General features: G+C 39.8%; 15 protein-coding genes. 5 read left to right on the forward strand and 10 right to left on the reverse strand.

The window, feature by feature from the left end; translation table 11 throughout:
- The 4 genes from NG821_RS08950 to NG821_RS08965 form a co-directional block, all read right to left on the reverse strand.
- A partial coding sequence (locus NG821_RS08950; protein WP_252761320.1) for an IS256 family transposase occupies positions 1-719 on the reverse strand: 719 nt, incomplete at its 3' end.
- 448 nt (positions 720-1,167) lie between these two features.
- Positions 1,168-2,232 carry a DUF3127 domain-containing protein gene (locus NG821_RS08955; RefSeq protein WP_252761321.1) on the reverse strand — a complete coding sequence of 355 codons (1,065 nt, stop codon included), beginning with the start codon at positions 2,230-2,232 and terminating at the stop codon, positions 1,168-1,170.
- A gap of 26 nt (positions 2,233-2,258) precedes the next feature.
- Positions 2,259-2,639 (reverse strand): hypothetical protein, encoded by a 381-nt coding sequence (locus NG821_RS08960; protein ID WP_252761322.1) that lies wholly within the window; start codon positions 2,637-2,639, stop codon positions 2,259-2,261.
- A 65-nt stretch (positions 2,640-2,704) separates the two neighbouring features.
- A complete protein-coding gene (locus NG821_RS08965; protein ID WP_252761323.1) occupies positions 2,705-3,418 on the reverse strand; it encodes a ParA family protein in 714 nt (237 codons plus the stop codon).
- 582 nt (positions 3,419-4,000) lie between these two features.
- On the opposite strand from NG821_RS08965, the gene NG821_RS08970 reads away from it, so the two are divergent.
- Both NG821_RS08970 and NG821_RS08975 read left to right on the forward strand, forming a co-directional pair.
- Positions 4,001-4,300, forward strand: coding sequence for a type II toxin-antitoxin system HigB family toxin (locus NG821_RS08970; RefSeq protein WP_252761324.1), 300 nt, complete (start codon positions 4,001-4,003; stop codon positions 4,298-4,300).
- Positions 4,301-4,318: 18 nt separating this feature from the next.
- Positions 4,319-4,681: a helix-turn-helix domain-containing protein gene (locus NG821_RS08975; protein WP_252761351.1), complete on the forward strand. Its 363-nt coding sequence runs from the start codon at positions 4,319-4,321 to the stop codon at positions 4,679-4,681.
- 131 nt (positions 4,682-4,812) lie between these two features.
- Here the strand turns inward: NG821_RS08975 and NG821_RS08980 are convergent, their stop codons facing one another.
- Positions 4,813-5,415, reverse strand: coding sequence for a hypothetical protein (locus tag NG821_RS08980; RefSeq protein ID WP_252761325.1), 603 nt, complete (start codon positions 5,413-5,415; stop codon positions 4,813-4,815).
- A gap of 97 nt (positions 5,416-5,512) precedes the next feature.
- Positions 5,513-6,724, reverse strand: coding sequence for a PD-(D/E)XK nuclease family protein (locus NG821_RS08985; RefSeq protein WP_252761326.1), 1,212 nt, complete (start codon positions 6,722-6,724; stop codon positions 5,513-5,515).
- 406 nt (positions 6,725-7,130) lie between these two features.
- On the opposite strand from NG821_RS08985, the gene NG821_RS08990 reads away from it, so the two are divergent.
- Together NG821_RS08990 and NG821_RS08995 are read left to right on the forward strand one after the other, a co-directional pair.
- Positions 7,131-8,969: an McrB family protein gene (locus NG821_RS08990; RefSeq protein ID WP_252761327.1), complete on the forward strand. Its 1,839-nt coding sequence runs from the start codon at positions 7,131-7,133 to the stop codon at positions 8,967-8,969.
- Between the two features lie 17 nt (positions 8,970-8,986).
- On the forward strand, positions 8,987-10,273 hold the full coding sequence (locus NG821_RS08995; protein WP_252761328.1) for an McrC family protein: 1,287 nt from the start codon (positions 8,987-8,989) through the stop codon (positions 10,271-10,273).
- A gap of 223 nt (positions 10,274-10,496) precedes the next feature.
- Here the strand turns inward: NG821_RS08995 and NG821_RS12610 are convergent, their stop codons facing one another.
- Both NG821_RS12610 and NG821_RS09000 read right to left on the reverse strand, forming a co-directional pair.
- Positions 10,497-10,628, reverse strand: a complete 132-nt coding sequence (locus tag NG821_RS12610; RefSeq protein WP_262921882.1) for a hypothetical protein — start codon at positions 10,626-10,628, stop codon at positions 10,497-10,499.
- A 398-nt stretch (positions 10,629-11,026) separates the two neighbouring features.
- Positions 11,027-12,475, reverse strand: coding sequence for an IS4 family transposase (locus NG821_RS09000; protein ID WP_252761329.1), 1,449 nt, complete (start codon positions 12,473-12,475; stop codon positions 11,027-11,029).
- Between the two features lie 213 nt (positions 12,476-12,688).
- Between NG821_RS09000 and NG821_RS09005 the strand changes: the two genes are divergently transcribed.
- Positions 12,689-13,039, forward strand: coding sequence for a DUF6088 family protein (locus NG821_RS09005; protein WP_252761330.1), 351 nt, complete (start codon positions 12,689-12,691; stop codon positions 13,037-13,039).
- Between the two features lie 146 nt (positions 13,040-13,185).
- Here NG821_RS09005 and NG821_RS09010 read toward each other — a convergent pair whose 3' ends face one another.
- Positions 13,186-14,754 carry a relaxase/mobilization nuclease domain-containing protein gene (locus NG821_RS09010; protein WP_252761331.1) on the reverse strand — a complete coding sequence of 523 codons (1,569 nt, stop codon included), beginning with the start codon at positions 14,752-14,754 and terminating at the stop codon, positions 13,186-13,188.
- Positions 14,755-14,926: 172 nt separating this feature from the next.
- Positions 14,927-15,313: a hypothetical protein gene (locus NG821_RS09015; RefSeq protein ID WP_252761332.1), complete on the reverse strand. Its 387-nt coding sequence runs from the start codon at positions 15,311-15,313 to the stop codon at positions 14,927-14,929.
- Positions 15,314-15,859 lie beyond the last annotated feature (546 nt).

Consider the following 15,859-nt stretch of genomic DNA (forward strand, 5'->3'; position numbering starts at 1 on the left):
GGGAAACCTGTAAGGCCGTCCACACAGGCAATGAGGATGTCCTTCACCCCGCGGTTTTGCAGATCGGCAAGTACACCAAGCCAGAAGTTGGCCCCTTCGCTGTGGGATACATACATGCCGAGCAGGTCCTTGTAGCCGTTCCTGTCTATGCCGATGACATTATACACGGCACGTGCCGTGGCTGAGCCTTTATCATTGCGGACCTTGTAATGGACTGCGTCCATCCAGACTATGGGATAAACTTCGTCCAGGGTGCGGGTGCGCCATGACCGGATCTCGTCCCACACCTTGTCCGTAATATTGCTGATGGTCTCCTTCGAGATTCTGCTGCCGTAGTTCTCCTCAATGAAATCACTGATCTGCTGCATGCTCTGCCCCGTAGCATAAAGGCTGATGATCTTGTCCGACAGGCCCTCGGCCAATATCGTCTGACGCTTCTTTACGGTCTCGGGGGAGAAACTGCCGTCACGGTCCCTTGGAGTTTCAAGCTCTACCGGACCGTATTCGGTCTGCAGTGCCTTGGGCATCTTTCCGTTACGGCGGTTGCTCGTTGACGGCTTCGTCGCTGAGATGTGGCTTTCCATCTCGCCTTCCATTGCCGCATTGAGAAAATCTTCCAGGACACGGTGGAAGGCTCCGTCCTTTCCAAATAATGGCTTACCGGATTTAAACTGGGATTTTGCTGCCTCCAACATTGCTGAATACTCTTCTTGTGTCATAAGTTTACTTTCTTTTATATTCTTAATAACTCCGAAATATGACTTTTATTGTCTTTGAACTTGACACAGTTGAAATGACAGTCTCTTTTCATTAACCATCTTTGTGCAAAAGTCCCATCGTCAGCAGTAACCTTACAAGTATCATTATTTTCTCATGTTTATTTTCAAAAATACTATCGAAGTTTGTATTACAGAGAATTTAGCAGTTTTGAATCCTTCCGTTGTCTATATACTTTAGTCTGGAGTATGATCATGAAAAAGGCAAGGCCACAGAAATGATATGTAGCCTTGCCTGAATTAATTTGTGACTTAGATATTACCATCCGCTTTAGGAGTATGGAATCACTTCTAACTCGCTAAAGTGTCTCAAACGCTTTTGAGGGTATACATAATATTTTAGAATCTACTTATGGTATGGTTAAAAAAATGCATTTAAGTACCATTTCAATTATATCAGGGATTCCTGATGTTCGTATTTGGTTACTTCCACAGCACGATTGTTACCAAACCAATGTCCATCCCTCCCTGTATTTGCCACCATGGTGAATTCTACGGTGACATAGTCATCCTTCTGGATGTGAAACTTGTCTATGTTGTCACCATAGGCTTCAAACACACATTGCTGAGGATTCTGTTCCTCGGTTTCCAGCACATAATCCTGTACTTTCCAGTTGTGGCCGTTATGACTGGTTCCTGTTCTTACAGGTGAGACAACTGTAATTTTTCCTTTTATAATCATAAGTGGTATATTTAATATATTCCCGGAAGTTAATGCTTCTTCCTGGTATGTTTTTGTCTTGAAAGACAGGGGATATTCCAGAAATACCAGTCCCATCTTTTCTGCATTCCTTTCCCTTACAGGATGGCGTTCCATAAGGGAAGTATAATAAACTACATCATCATAGTGATTGACCAGATAACCGTCTGTTGTCAACCTATATTTGATATTCATCTTTCTCTTGTCAAAGCCCAGGGTTCTGTTCATCCTATATGACAATCCCGATAGTCTGCAGAACTGCTCATAGTGAAAAGCCTTCTGAAGTTGGCGGCCTTTCAGCCTACCCCTTTCTGCCGGTGACATCTGAAGACCTAGTTGATGAACGATCCGGAATACTGTACTTTTTGATATACCTGCCCTCAAAGCTATGCTTCTATAAGAGTATTTACCATAAAGGCTGATTATCGTTTCTTTTACCCTTACATCATCTTCTGATTCCTGGGCTTTTTCCAATCCCAGTTCATGTGCTTTCCGTCGGACAGAACTAATGCTTACGCCTAAATTCATCGCTATATCCGTTGTCCTACGACATGGGAAGTTACTGATCAGGAAGGCAGTATTTTCAGCGGTCCAGAAAATCTGTTTACGGGACTTAGCTTTGATTAATCCTAACTGCCTGGCTTTCCAGCGGAGAGTACATACACTGACATGGAGAGCATTTGCGATTACCACATTCTTCTCCGTCGGATATTTCCTGCGAAGCAGTTCTATCGTATCATTGGTCCAAATGGTCATGTATTTTCTTTTACTAAGAATGGTTATTAAAGTAAAGTTTTATCCTTTCTGAGAAATTTCCTTAACTCCTCACTATGATGCTGGATACAATAAGTGAGCATAGAATTGATCATGTTGGATTTGTTCATACTATAGAAAGACAACTGGTCGATAGTATTCATGACGACCTCATCAACCAGTACACATCGGCGGGCTATCACCATCTTTCTGTTGTCATACGCATCTTCGTACTCCTTCAGAGCACTAAGAAACGGAGATGAGACAATGACAGTGCTAAGGTCTTCTAAAGGATCAGAGAAATTCTGCATAATTACAGGTTCTTCGGCTACTCTACCCTGCCCTTCCTTACTCCTATCCGTCTCTGTCTGGACAGAAGCGGATGGAGGCATAGGTTTATTTTCATCCATAAGAAGAACCTCTTTCAAAGAAGGTATATGTGTTCCCCCACTTTGTGTTAATGCTTTTTTTCCTGTCATTTGCTATCCTCCTCTCCAAAGATTTGCTGGTATATAAAGTCAAAACAGGGTAAAACTGTTTCACGTTGTTTCCTGGTCAGAAATAACGTGTTGAAACGCTTCAACTCTGCTATATTCTTGATCATTGGAGTCAAAAGTCCTTCCCCTGAAAGAATCTTATTCATATCTGCCCATACAGCATGTTCCTCAGTAGTCCCTATACGACTGTCGAACTTGTTGAGGATAAAGAACACTTCAAAATGAGCCTTGTATTCGTATTTGGGAGATTTCAGAATGCGTAATGCCTTACGGTACATTTTGAGAGAATCCCAGGATCCTCTGTCGTATGCAAAGGGTGTAATGATATAATCCATGCGCTGAAACAGGGAAAGAAGATTATCCTCATCCAGGTTCCCTGGAGTATCCAAAAGGACAACATCTACGGAAGAAGGCATCTCGTCTAATTTTGCATTGATGTAATCATAATTTTCTTTTATCGTATGAGATCCTTCCAACGCTATCTCATACCCTTTCAGATTATACGGCACATCCGTTTCCGGGAAAAACAGAAGATCACTCTTCCTTGCTGATACAAGTGTCCCCTGATTATCGAAATCTCCTACAAAAAGTTTTTTGCCTTTCTCTACAAGATAGTTGGCAAAAAGTGCACAGAGGGTAGACTTTCCAGATCCACCTTTTTGATTGGCCAGTGCGATAAAGACTTTCTTCATATCTTCTATCTTTTCAAATGATGACAAGCAGTATCCAAAATGAACATACTCAAATTGATGGTAGCAAAGATAGAGAAAGATGATAAAGCTACAAACTATAAACCCATATTTTGGATATGTTATAAAATTATATCTTATAATATCCCTTTATTATACTAATATATTTTAAGAAATGAGACCTTTAAGGAATATAACTATCAGAAATATTAATGAATATTAATTGCGGTTTACTAATTTATTCGGGAAAGACTGATAGCTTACGAAACAATCCATGATATGCTCAAGAATTCCACACAGATTCGTATCTAATTTCATTATGAATCTTATTTTTGCTTTGGGGCTATTGCTTCTTCCCTAACAAACCTCATGCGCTGACGGAATAAAACTAGCAGCTCTGTTTGTTTTAGCCTATGCCGAATTGAGGTAACTTATTTGTGTGGCTTTGACGTAGCCTAGCATTCTGTATGCAGTGGCAGATAGCTAAAAGATTTTCACATTAGCCATTAAATTATTTTGAAATAAACGATTTTTATGTAATTTAATTTTGAAATACAAAATCAAATATTTATATTTGCAGCAGGAATGAGAATTATATCCCATAAGAAACTAAGGCTTTTCTATGAACAGTCTAAATACGAAGATTCCAGAGTGCCGCTTGAACGTTGGTACGAAATAACCTGTAAGCGAGAATGGCATAATCTGGCTGATATCCGGCAGGATTTTGGTGATACAGATATGGTGGGTAACCAACATTATGTATTCAATATTCCTGGGAACAAGTACCGGTTGGTGGTTGTAGTACAGTTTACCATTTCGAGGCTGTATATCCGGTTTGTTGGCACCCATAAGGAATATGAACAGATTGATACTTCAATGATTTAAATGAAGGAGGGCAGAACGATGGCAGAGATTACCAAACAGCAATATGAGTTCGCAGAGCAGCGCATAGAGGAACTTCTTCCCTATGTGAACGATTCTACATCGCTGGATGATCCTAAGTGCGTGGAACTAACGTTGATGAGTGATGTAGTGGAGGAATATGAGAAGATCCATTTCCCTATCGGTAAGCCTACACCGGCTGAATTGATAGCATGCGGACTTTCAGAGAAGAAAATGACACAGAAAGAACTGGCCCAAAAATTGAAAGTCAGTCCCAGCAGGATAAATGATTTCGTAAAGGGGAAAAGCGAGCCGAGTTTGTCTCTGGCCGGCAAGATATGTAAGATTCTCGGTATCATGCCTGATGCCATGCTCACTTGCTGAAACGCGTCGGCTTGCCCATTCTGGGAGAAAGAGCCGACAGTGCACTGCCCTATCCTTTAACGTTGTCATTGCAAGTACATAAGTCAGAGGAAGTATGACTGGAATCATGTCCGATATAAGAGGCCAGATGATCATATTCTGTTAGTTACCCCCATGATACATAAATAGCGTTCATCGCTTTTATAGTTGAATCCCCAACGCAATTCTGATTTCTGATTGCCGTTTTCTATGAACCGCTGGAGTATTCCCAATTCCTGATGGAGATAGATATCACCATGACAGATGGTTTGAAAGTAAAAAGAGTTTCCCCCCTGGTAGGACAAATCCAATAACCCCACTTCATCGGATACTTCATTGAGCATATCTCTAAACGGGTAAGTATGGATACTTAAGAAGTTAGTGCCCTTAAGAAATTCATAGAAATCCTCATCATCCAAGTTGACTTTACCATGACGGACAATGCCATCGAAAAACAATTTGAAAAACTGCAAAACAATACTTTCCTTGTTCCTTTGCCTGATGACCAGACAGGAGTCAAAATTCTCCTTTGTAAGAAGAAGGATGGACTTACCGAGGGGCACATCAATGAGTACCGGATGGATGCCCTTGAAAACTTTTGCTAAAAAAAGGAAATCTTTAATAGCTTTGTCAGAAGTATGATTACTAAAGTCAACCAGAACAAAAGCAAAGAAAATATTTTCATCCAATGGATCCCAATGATATCCTTTTTCCATAAGATCCTTCACATATCTTTCAGCATTAGACCCAATGGCTGTTATAGATACATTGTCCAAATTCTTCATCTCTCAATTGTACATTTTATTTCTATTCTTAAAGTTTTATGCCCTTTGTCGCTTCTTTTACGCGCTCTATTTCTGAAATGATAAAATTGACAAATATTGTAGGGTTCAATTCCAAATTAATCCAAAAATCATCATCTAACTCATAGTCATTAAACCAATTCCAACCAATGTATCCTTTATCAGAATGGTCATATACCTTTTTTACCATAGCGATGTATTTTTTAGGAACGCTCATTTTGGAATTACGCCAAATACCTGAGAATAAGCTCTGCTGATCACTCTCCATAGCCCACCAACATTTCCCCCAACCTTCAATTTGTATTTCTAAATCAAAATAGTCGTATCGGAATTTATAGGTAATGATATGAAATCCTTTATTTTCCAAAGGATTGAGAATACTGTTTTCACATATAGATTGAATTCTATTGTTAACAACAGAGCTAACTATATTCCCTAACTTATTTACATCTTTCTGAGTCTGTAATAATTCTTGAATATTCTGAATTTGAAGTTGTTCCATAAGCTTTTTTCCTAATTCATTTTCAATTTCTATATCTTCATGATGAACATTGCATTTCGTCTTTAAGTAATCACTATACTGGATTAAAGCCGATAATAAAAGTGGTTCTTTTTTAATCTCATTTGAACGTAAAAGTTCATCAAGCCAAGGCAAAATATCATACTTGAAATTCATACAGATGAATCTACCTGCATTTTTGTCCGAATAGCCAAGAAAACTTTTTGCTTTTTCAGTCAGGCTTATAGCTGAAATTTGTTTTTTACCGTCACATGTCAGGTAGATAATAAAGATTTTTTGTTGAGGAATTCCAAGGCCATGAACATAATCAATGTATCTTTCAATTTGAGAATTCCGGTCAACTGCATTCCATATTTTATTTTCAATAATTATTGCGTAAGCTTTCTTCTCCTTAATTAGTAGGTCTATCCAATTCTCCTGATTTGTAAACTCTGGCTTCCTGATTATGATAGGTAATTCACAATCAGCAGATTTACTCATAAGTTCCAAGAATGATTGGAATATTGGATAATTGCCCTCATGAGAATATTGAAGCAAGCCTCGTAAAATTCTCGAATTGGCATTCTCGTTTGCATGAAGTTCGTTGATTACGTTGATGGAATAAGGAAGTTTTTCTTTCTTACTTACATAAAGCTCATTCAATTCTCTTGCAATTTTGAGAAGCGCATCATTGCTTGATAGATCATCTATAGTTTTTTCCATTCTCAATAGATATATGTTGCTTTTCGCTTTACTCCGACATATTTTTCAGGCATACCATTCATTCTAAAACTTATGGATTAGTGTCAGTCCAATTACCTGATTGCTCTGATACCTCTTATTACTGTGTGAAATTGTACTCATTCTGTACTCCATGATATTTATCGTTAGTACTTCAACTTTATATTTACTTTGTTGAAATTTAATAGTGCAAATCTACTATATTTTTTAACGAACGAAATTTTATGAGGAAATAATACTCTTCTTTAGATGGCATTTAACATTTATTTTATTAGAGTGTATTGAATTAATTTTGACTGAATCTCTATTGTCAGGTATTTATACCCGTTTCTTTAGCCGACAAAATAGTGGCAACTCACCTTAAGGCAGCGGAAATTTATAAGAAAATATGATTTTTCAACAAAAAAATACAATTTATAACAACATAGCATTATCTTTGCATCAAAATACAATTAAAAAGATTAGAACAATGGAAAATGATGAATTCAAAGTACATCCTCCCAGGAATAAAGTGGCTCAACGTTATTGGTGTGTAGGTTATACAATTGACGGAGAATCTCAATTGGAAAGTTTCATAGCCAATAAAAATTGGAAGGCGATTTTCAGAACAAAAGAAGATGCTTCACAATTGAAAGACGCAGAACAATTGAGAAAGGGTGACATCATTATTCTTAAAACGTCTTACACGAAAGGGACAGGCCACAACATTTCTGTTTTGAACGTACCTGTCGTTGGAAAGGCAACCGGAGATGCCATAAATTTTGATCCACAAAGAGATAGCTACCAGGGGATTGAACTTTCTGTAGATTATTTCAATAGAGAAAGCCATACCTTCGAAGGAGGACAGTTTGGCAGTTACCGCAACACCATAAAGGAATGCAATAATCAATTGCTTATTAATTATGTGGATAGTTTAATTAAGAAAAACATGAGTAGAATAGACATAGATAAGAATTTGCTGGAACACAGTTATAACCTTATTCTCACTGGTCCTCCTGGTACAGGTAAGACCTATCTGGCCAAAGAGATTGCAGCATCAATAATAGGCTGCGACGTGAATGAAGTAGACAAGAGTGAGCAATTCGGTTTTGTACAGTTCCACCCTTCATACGACTATACCGACTTTGTAGAAGGTTTGCGTCCTATGGAGCCAGATGATAATAACAACGTAGGCTTTGAACTACGTGATGGTATATTCAAAGCATTTTGCGAAAAGGCTTTGAAAAACATTGTGGAATCTAAGAAAACAGGTAAACAACTTGGCAAAGAAGTAGCTGCACAACAGGCGCTAGATAGTTTTCTTGGCAAAGCAACCTGGATCGGAGGAAACTCGACAAAAGGTGCCAAAATGTATAGAACACATGCCAAACAAAACCAATTTTATGTGACTAAGTACGATGAAAAGCACATAAGAATTACTATTCCGCAAAACGACAAGGCTAATAACATCATCCTAAAACGAGATGATGTTATCCAACTCTTAACCGCTGACGATAAGGTCACTAGCTTGAAAGATGTGAAACGACTGCTCCAACAACAATATCAGACTCAACAAGATTCTTATACTCTTGCCATTTATAACGAGATTTTTCCTAAGTTTGAGGGAGATATTAAGAGTAGTGAGAACAGTAGTGTCAGTAAGAAAAATTATGTCTTTGTCATTGATGAAATCAATCGTGGAGACTTGTCAAAGATTCTTGGGGAGTTGTTTTTTTCCATAGATACTGGTTACCGTGGCAAAAAAGGTAAGGTTACTACTCAATATGCCAATATGCAGACTTCAGGCAATGCTTTTGACAGATACCTGGATTTGACAACTTATGGCCATTTCTTTGTTCCTTCCAATGTCTATATCATAGGAACAATGAATGATATCGACCGCAGTGTGGAGAGCATGGACTTTGCTATGCGTCGTCGCTTCGCATGGAAAGAGGTGACAGCCGAAGAAAGTATGGTCATGTTGGATGCCAATCCCGAACTTGATTCCGTGAGAGATGAGATAAAGAACAGAATGCGGAATCTGAACAAAGCCATAGAAGAGACCGAAGGATTGAGCGAAGCATACGATATCGGTGCGGCCTACTTCATGAAGTATCCCGACTATGGGAGTTTCGATTCCCTTTGGCAATACCATCTTAAAGGTGTACTCTACGAATACCTAAGAGGAGAACGCGATGCAAAAGACAAACTGGAAGTGTTGCGGAAGGCTTATAACAATACTAAGTAATCATCCAAAAGATAAGAATGATGAAATGCAAGGATAATTCTTCCACACCGATAGACGCCACCGAAAACCCGGACCACCTGCGCCAGCTTGCCAAGCCCACCATTCAAGAGCTTTGCGATGCCGGTTATCCTGGATTGCTGATTTTTCCGAATGACATCAAACAAACCAATGATCAGATAGGCCCGGAACACATTTTTACTATTGAAGGCGACCAACTGCTCACTGGCAATATTATGGGATTTATCGGCTACAAAGGAACTAAAGTTAGCATCCGATCACGGTTTACAGATGATGAGAATGACTATTTTCTGCACTATATGTTGCAGAAGGTTTTCTCGTTCAACCTCTTCAACTTGAATTTCACCACTGATGAGGAGAGAGTTTTTGACTTCCTGGTGTTCATGTTCCCTCATTTCCTGAACAATGCTTTCAGACAAGGACTCTTCAAGGAATATCGGACTCGGCAATACAACAACAGCAATGTCCGTGGGCGAATCAATATGGAACGCCATTTGCGAAGCAATCTTCCCTTTATGGGTAAGGTGGCCTATGATGTACGTGAGTTTTCCTTCGACAATTCTATCACGGAGCTCATTCGCCATACCATTGAGTTGATCAAGCAGCTTCCCAAGATTGGAAACATCCTGTCAGGTAGTCATGAGACTTCTGATAACGTGAAAACTGTGATTCGAGCCACACCTAATTATCTGCGTCATAATAGAAAGAAAGTCATGGATGACAACCGTCGTCCATTGGTTCATCCTTATTATTATGCCTACCGGGATTTACAGAAATTTTGTCTGTGCATACTCTGTCACGAAGAATTGAAATATGGTAAAGACGACAAGGAGATTCATGGCATTTTGTTTGATGGTGCCTGGTTATGGGAGGAATATCTCGATACTATCTTAAGCCATAAAGGTTTTAAACATCCCCGCAATAAGGCCGAGACAGGAAGAATCTGTCTGTTTGAAGATGGCAGCGGATGGAGATATCCGGATTTTTGGAAAGATGATTTCATTTTGGATGCCAAGTATAAAAGATTCGGCAACAAAAAGGTATCCGAAATTAACCGTGACGATCTGCATCAAGTCATTACCTATATGTGGATACAGAAGGCAAGTCATGGAGGGTTCGTCTTTCCACTTCGTTCTGGCGAAACCGTTGGTTCATCAGAAATGTTGAGGGGTTATCCTGGCACAATGAGTCTTTACGGAGTCAAGATCGACCAAAACTGCATTAGCTACTCTGCGTTTTGTAAGGCCATGATAGAGAATGAAAAAAATCTGATTGATAAAATATAAGAACATCAATTGTAATACAGTTATATTTTTATCTCAACATGCTCCACTGTATGTGTGTTAACAGAGACAAAGTTCATCTTGCTGTCATCATTCCCACAGAAAAGGACATAATAAATACCTTCTTGATGTAAGTGAACTGCGGAAGCAGATTCCGTCTGCACCATTGAGTCAACATAGTTCATAGATGAACTGAGTAAGAACATACTCGAGCTCGGTATCATACCTACTTAGGCTGGGCGACACCCTTCCCTGGGACAAGATCGAAAGGATATACAACATCCGTTTGCATAATGTCCATAACGGTGCGGACAACAAGTCTGCCCGGATGATCATCGACGCCCTTCTGATCAAACACAAGCTGAGCCTTTCAGATGTGGAGACCGTGGAAACCAGTTTGGGTATAGCTCGTAGAGGAAAGTCTTATTTGTGCTCATTTACACAGCTGCGTAAGTACAGGGTATTGTCGCCCTGTATCATGAACTAATATATCTTTTCTCGTTTTAGTTACTCTTGACCAAGAATTTATTTTGGTTTTATAGAGGAAAAATAATCAATTCCATGAGACTTCCAAATTCCGTTTTAATTCCTTTAACAGCTTAAAATGAGTATTCCCTTTACATCTCACTTAGTATTAATAACTGAAGTTTCCCATTTTTATAGAAGTCCTCAGTTAAGGGACTATCACAAGAATGACTCATCCGGCAACTTCCTATATATAAGAACATTAAACACTTACTTAAAAGGATTTAATGCCTAAGCCGCTTTCTGCTTTCGGTACTTTTCGATAGCATCCGCCATGACTTTATACTCTTGTGCCAGCTCTTTATCCTCCATCATGCCTTCGATAAGTCTGTCGGCATCAAGTCCCATGACATCGGCCAGAGCCTGAAGAAATCTTTCAAGGCAGGCCAGTATCCTCTTCCATAGCGTCAGCGCCATCAGTCCATCCCTTTCTGCGGAGAATAGTTCCCCGAGTGTCTCATAATCTGAAAACCGCTTCTTGAGAGTCATTACGGTATATGTCATGAAACATAATGTACAGTCAGCAATCTGACCGTCGAAGTCACGTCCCTGATAGCCGCCCAGTCCGAGATATTGCTTGCACTCCTTGTTGACAATTTCGATGTTCCATCTGATCTGGTAGATTTCGAAGGTCTGGACAAAACTCAAATTCAGATCAGTCGTCAGGAGAATATTCCATGTGGTATTCCTGCCGTATTTTACAAGAAAGATCCTTACGGACTGGTTTCCTATCTTACCTCTTAATGAAATATAATGGCACTTGTATTTCCTGCATTCATGGAAGAACTCACTGCGTTCATAGAGTGCAACCAACTCCAATGCATTATGACGCCTGCCCATTACCTGATACTTCGTATTCCCCATCCTGGCCAGACCTGCCAGATGCATCGCGCCATTGCCTATACTTCTGACTGCAGCAATGAGTTTCTCGGAAGTGAACCAGCTGTCACACAGGACATACCTGGCACGGTATCCATACTTCCATGCACGGCGGAGCATTTCTATTGCAACAGACGGCTTTTCCATATCACTCTCCTGCAGCCGCCTGCAGTCAGGAGCATCCTTGTCCCTGCATTTGCAGAACTGTTTCCTGCGGTCTGACGCCTTCAGGCCATAGTCACCTTTCCTGCCTTTCTCACGATGAAGGGAAAAGTCTATGGGCAATGTACTCTTTCCGTCAAAATAGGCCAGCAGCAGAAGCTTGTAACCAAGTACACAACGACTGGCAACATGATCAAACACCTTACTGATGCGCTCCATAGCCATACCAAGTTTCTCCAGTGTTGTATCGTCGATGATAAAACAGGTTGACGAATGCTCTGCTTCCGCCTTTTCACGACGGACTATTGACTCAAAGCGCATGCCTATGCCCAGCAATAGACGACGCCAGTCCATCGAGCTGCGGGACATCATGCGATAATAGCAGTTCTTGCCGGTATCGAGCAGATCATAGAAGCTCTTCTTGTAGATGGAATGAATGCTTTCGCCGTTGATACGGAACAGGCACAGTGACAAGATCAGCTGAACCGCCGATATGCCACCTTGTTTCTCCAAAGACAGGCGATGCAGAAGATGCCCCAGACTAAAATGGACAAAATATGTCATGATATCCTCTTCTACGTTATTTTTAACACTCAGAAGTTTGCTCAACTCATGGAAATTGGTTATTTTTGTATGCATAAAAGTTTCTTAATAAAAAGCGTTATTTGTTTGATTGATACTACAAATTTACAACTTTTTTGCGAGAAACTTTTATTTTTACAATGCTGTTTTTGCCCTATTTAGGGGGTGGGAAACTTCAGTTAATAACTCAAATTCAACCTTCTCATTTTTAGATAAGGCAGCTATGGTTTTCCGTAACTTTGCAAAAGTTACCGACTAAAATATGTTAAAATGACGATTCAAGAACAAATAAAACAAAGGATAGACAAAGCAGAGCCAGGTATGGTTTTCTTTGTCAATGACTTTACCAAGTTCGATAATGAGTATGTAAGCAAGATATTATCGATAATGGAGGACTTCAATGTTCTTGAGCGTCTTGCAAAAGGTATGAGCATTTGGCAAGATAAGACAGAAGAAGAGCGTATAGCTATTATACAGAAGACAGGAGTGAATACAAAAATCGAGGACTTGGCAATAGAAAAGGACTGGTGGGTAACAATTACCCTCAAAGCACTTTTCAGTACGTCTTTCTCTTCCTTCTTACTTCTCAAGGGAGGAACAAGCCTTTCTAAAGGGAAATGAAAGGACATTGATCTCCAAAGATTTAGAGAAGACATAGACATATCTTTAAGCAGAAGCTGGTTTACCCGAACAGTGGAGAAGAAGAACTTTATCCTTTTGCTGGTTGTATAATCAGCTAAAACCTTATAATTACCCCCTAAAATTCCTTATCGTTGCAATTTTTTTTCATTATCTATCTCATCATAATTACCATGGGAACCAACTTCAAATTCCCTGTTCTCATCTCTTGATCCACCAGATTGTGTGGTGATTTGCTTGACCCCATTTCTTTTAACATGTGGGGTATGGGGGCCTTGTTGCATCTGCTTAATATTCGATTTACCATATACTCGATGAAGGAGCCTTAAGTCCAGTTTCTGTTCATTCATGCAGAATATTAACCTGTCCTGAAGGTCTAGACAATAATACTGATCACCAAAGCGATAAATCCTTATACCGGTCTCGAAGAATCTGTCTCTCAAATTTTTAGATGTAGATTTATCCATGATGGATTTTACCCTTCCCACAGCCTTCTTTAAGGAGCCTTCCTTTTTCTCCTGTTTTGTCAGCCCTTGTCTGTCCTTAATCTTACCGAATCTGTAAAGGATGGCACATTCCAAGTCGGAAGACGGTCTGAACGACTGTAACCAGGCCAGTTTGTCATTTGCCTGTAATTTTTTAATAACATCTTCAGAAAGGTGATGCGTCTGGCTTCCCCATGTGATGGCGCCTTTAAACACCTTTGTTCCAAACTGCCAGCGGAGCTTAGTATTCAGTTCCCTTGTCGTCAACCGGTTATTGTCCTGAAACATGGACTCTACCATTTTCTCTGCATCTTCAAACCTGTCTTCTGCTGAACGGAACTGAAGCAACTGTTTTATAGGAACGACTGTACTGCCTTTCATGACACTTTTCCTGTTATGATCAACAATAATATATCCGTATGGAAAATCCTTCTTCCCTATAAACACCAGACTGATACCAAACAGTTTATGCATCTGAGCATTGAGTTCTTCTTTGTTAGCGGAAAAATCCCTGTATTTGAGCAGAAAAGCCCTGATACGTTTACGTTTGTCATCAAAGTTGACTGCCGGTGATTTCTTTTTCTCAATTATGGAGAGCTTGATCTGGTCTATAATATTACCGCCAAACTTGATTTCCAGCGTATCACCATCTCCATAGCATTCATAACCTTCACTTTCCAGAATGGCCCTGAATTGGCCCTCACTCTCAAAATGATAACTAAGAGCTTTAGCCACATCCTCAGATATATTCTCTCCTTCTTTCTTGTCCATGATATGATTGATGATAGAAAGAGAACGTCTCTTCTCCTGATTATGGTTGATCTTATGGCCATCCGGAGCTATCCGGCTCGTAATGATGTGGATGTGATTATTGTCCGTATCATGATGCCCGTAAATCAGTAAAGGCTGCCCCTCCTGATCATATCCCATATCATGGAGATATTGATGAGCAATCCCAATCAGCTCCGGAAAAGAATACGCTCTGCCCTCGCAGGAGATGACTACGTGGAACTGAGGATTCTTGATACGGGTATTTCTCCTGGAATAGTCCATAAGATAATCCTGTAAATTCCTTGTCGTATAACTATCCGAAAGGGAAAGCAGATTGAAATTGCTCATCTCCAAAAGCTCCGCCTTACCTTCAGATACTTTCTGCTGATTATATTCCACTGCATGAAAGGTGGAACTTGAAACCAATATCGTTGCTATCATTGTTGTCCTATAAGTTTATAGCTTACAAAAATATAAGTTCCAAATTTATATTGTTCAAGTCTATGATGCTATAAATTACAGAAATATAAGGTATAGAAAATTAAAATATCAAATGATAGAAAATATCTTATAGTGGCTTGAATGGCAAATGAATTAGTGATTAGGAGGTTTATCAGCCGTGACTTAGTTTGGCTGTGACATCAGACAACTCGTCCTTGATGCTCTGCAGCAGGGATTGCAAGGGCTGGAGTTTTGGTATCAGTATTCCCTCATAGTAACTCTGGGAAAGTTTGCCACTGATAGCTATCTCGTTGGCCTGTTTCATGGCCTGATTAAAGTTTCCTCCCAACCAGCTTAAGTCCTGCTGATATTTCCGGTATAGCTTCATCATGTCTGTCAGTGCGTCTATTTTCCCTATAGTTGCCCTATCATCGAACTGGGCAACGGCATCGCGGATCATGGCACTCATATTGCCCTGGTAAGGCTTGGCTTTCTTCCGGAAGAGTTCCTCATCCTTAATGGTGAGTCTGATATCAAGAACCCTGGTCTTTGTCTGCATACTAAATTCTTATCGTTTTGCCTTGCGCTCCAAAATATAACGAGTTGCGAGTTATATTCCCCGGCTCTGCCGGCAAGTAACTTTTGGTATACAGGCTTTCCGAAGGGAAGAATGTATATACAAAAGTACAACTTGCCTGGTAATCAATTCCGTCTCGTAGCAAAGTTATCAAAAAGGGAAAAAACAAGCAAGAAATCCCAGATATAAAGGAACCATAAAATTCTATAGTTTCATAAGCTATAACACTATAAAGTTATAAGCTATATTCTGCAAAATATCATCATCTATATGTTATTCAAATATAAAATAACAGATTATCGCTTTTGTAAGCCATTGGCCCATACAGTAAATATAGTTTGAAACGATACTGTAAGAAGCGTAGGTACTTCTCTCATACGGCCCGGCGAGGCTCTGGAATAGCCTAAGGGGACACGCAGAGATGATACCCACGACTTAACGTGAGCATTCAACGTACCGATCAAAGCCCCTTATTTTGAAATTTTCCAGATTTCGCCAGGATTCAACGGATAGCTAAACGCTTATTTC

The organism is Segatella cerevisiae (assembly GCF_024054555.1).
Taxonomy (GTDB): domain Bacteria; phylum Bacteroidota; class Bacteroidia; order Bacteroidales; family Bacteroidaceae; genus Prevotella; species Prevotella cerevisiae.

Bases quoted from the DNA above. Each gene is read 5' to 3' on its own strand.
- NG821_RS08955 (WP_252761321.1), bottom strand. From the start codon at position 2,232: ATGACCATTTGGACCAATGATACGATAGAACTGCTTCGCAGGAAATAT.
- NG821_RS08960 (WP_252761322.1), bottom strand. From the start codon at position 2,639: ATGGATGAAAATAAACCTATGCCTCCATCCGCTTCTGTCCAGACAGAG.
- NG821_RS08965 (WP_252761323.1), bottom strand. From the start codon at position 3,418: ATGAAGAAAGTCTTTATCGCACTGGCCAATCAAAAAGGTGGATCTGGA.
- NG821_RS08970 (WP_252761324.1), top strand. From the start codon at position 4,001: ATGAGAATTATATCCCATAAGAAACTAAGGCTTTTCTATGAACAGTCT.
- NG821_RS08975 (WP_252761351.1), top strand. From the start codon at position 4,319: ATGGCAGAGATTACCAAACAGCAATATGAGTTCGCAGAGCAGCGCATA.
- NG821_RS08980 (WP_252761325.1), bottom strand. From the start codon at position 5,415: ATGGAAAAAGGATATCATTGGGATCCATTGGATGAAAATATTTTCTTT.
- NG821_RS08985 (WP_252761326.1), bottom strand. From the start codon at position 6,724: ATGGAAAAAACTATAGATGATCTATCAAGCAATGATGCGCTTCTCAAA.
- NG821_RS08990 (WP_252761327.1), top strand. From the start codon at position 7,131: ATGATTTTTCAACAAAAAAATACAATTTATAACAACATAGCATTATCT.
- NG821_RS08995 (WP_252761328.1), top strand. From the start codon at position 8,987: ATGATGAAATGCAAGGATAATTCTTCCACACCGATAGACGCCACCGAA.
- NG821_RS09000 (WP_252761329.1), bottom strand. From the start codon at position 12,475: ATGCATACAAAAATAACCAATTTCCATGAGTTGAGCAAACTTCTGAGT.
- NG821_RS09005 (WP_252761330.1), top strand. From the start codon at position 12,689: ATGACGATTCAAGAACAAATAAAACAAAGGATAGACAAAGCAGAGCCA.
- NG821_RS09010 (WP_252761331.1), bottom strand. From the start codon at position 14,754: ATGATAGCAACGATATTGGTTTCAAGTTCCACCTTTCATGCAGTGGAA.
- NG821_RS09015 (WP_252761332.1), bottom strand. From the start codon at position 15,313: ATGCAGACAAAGACCAGGGTTCTTGATATCAGACTCACCATTAAGGAT.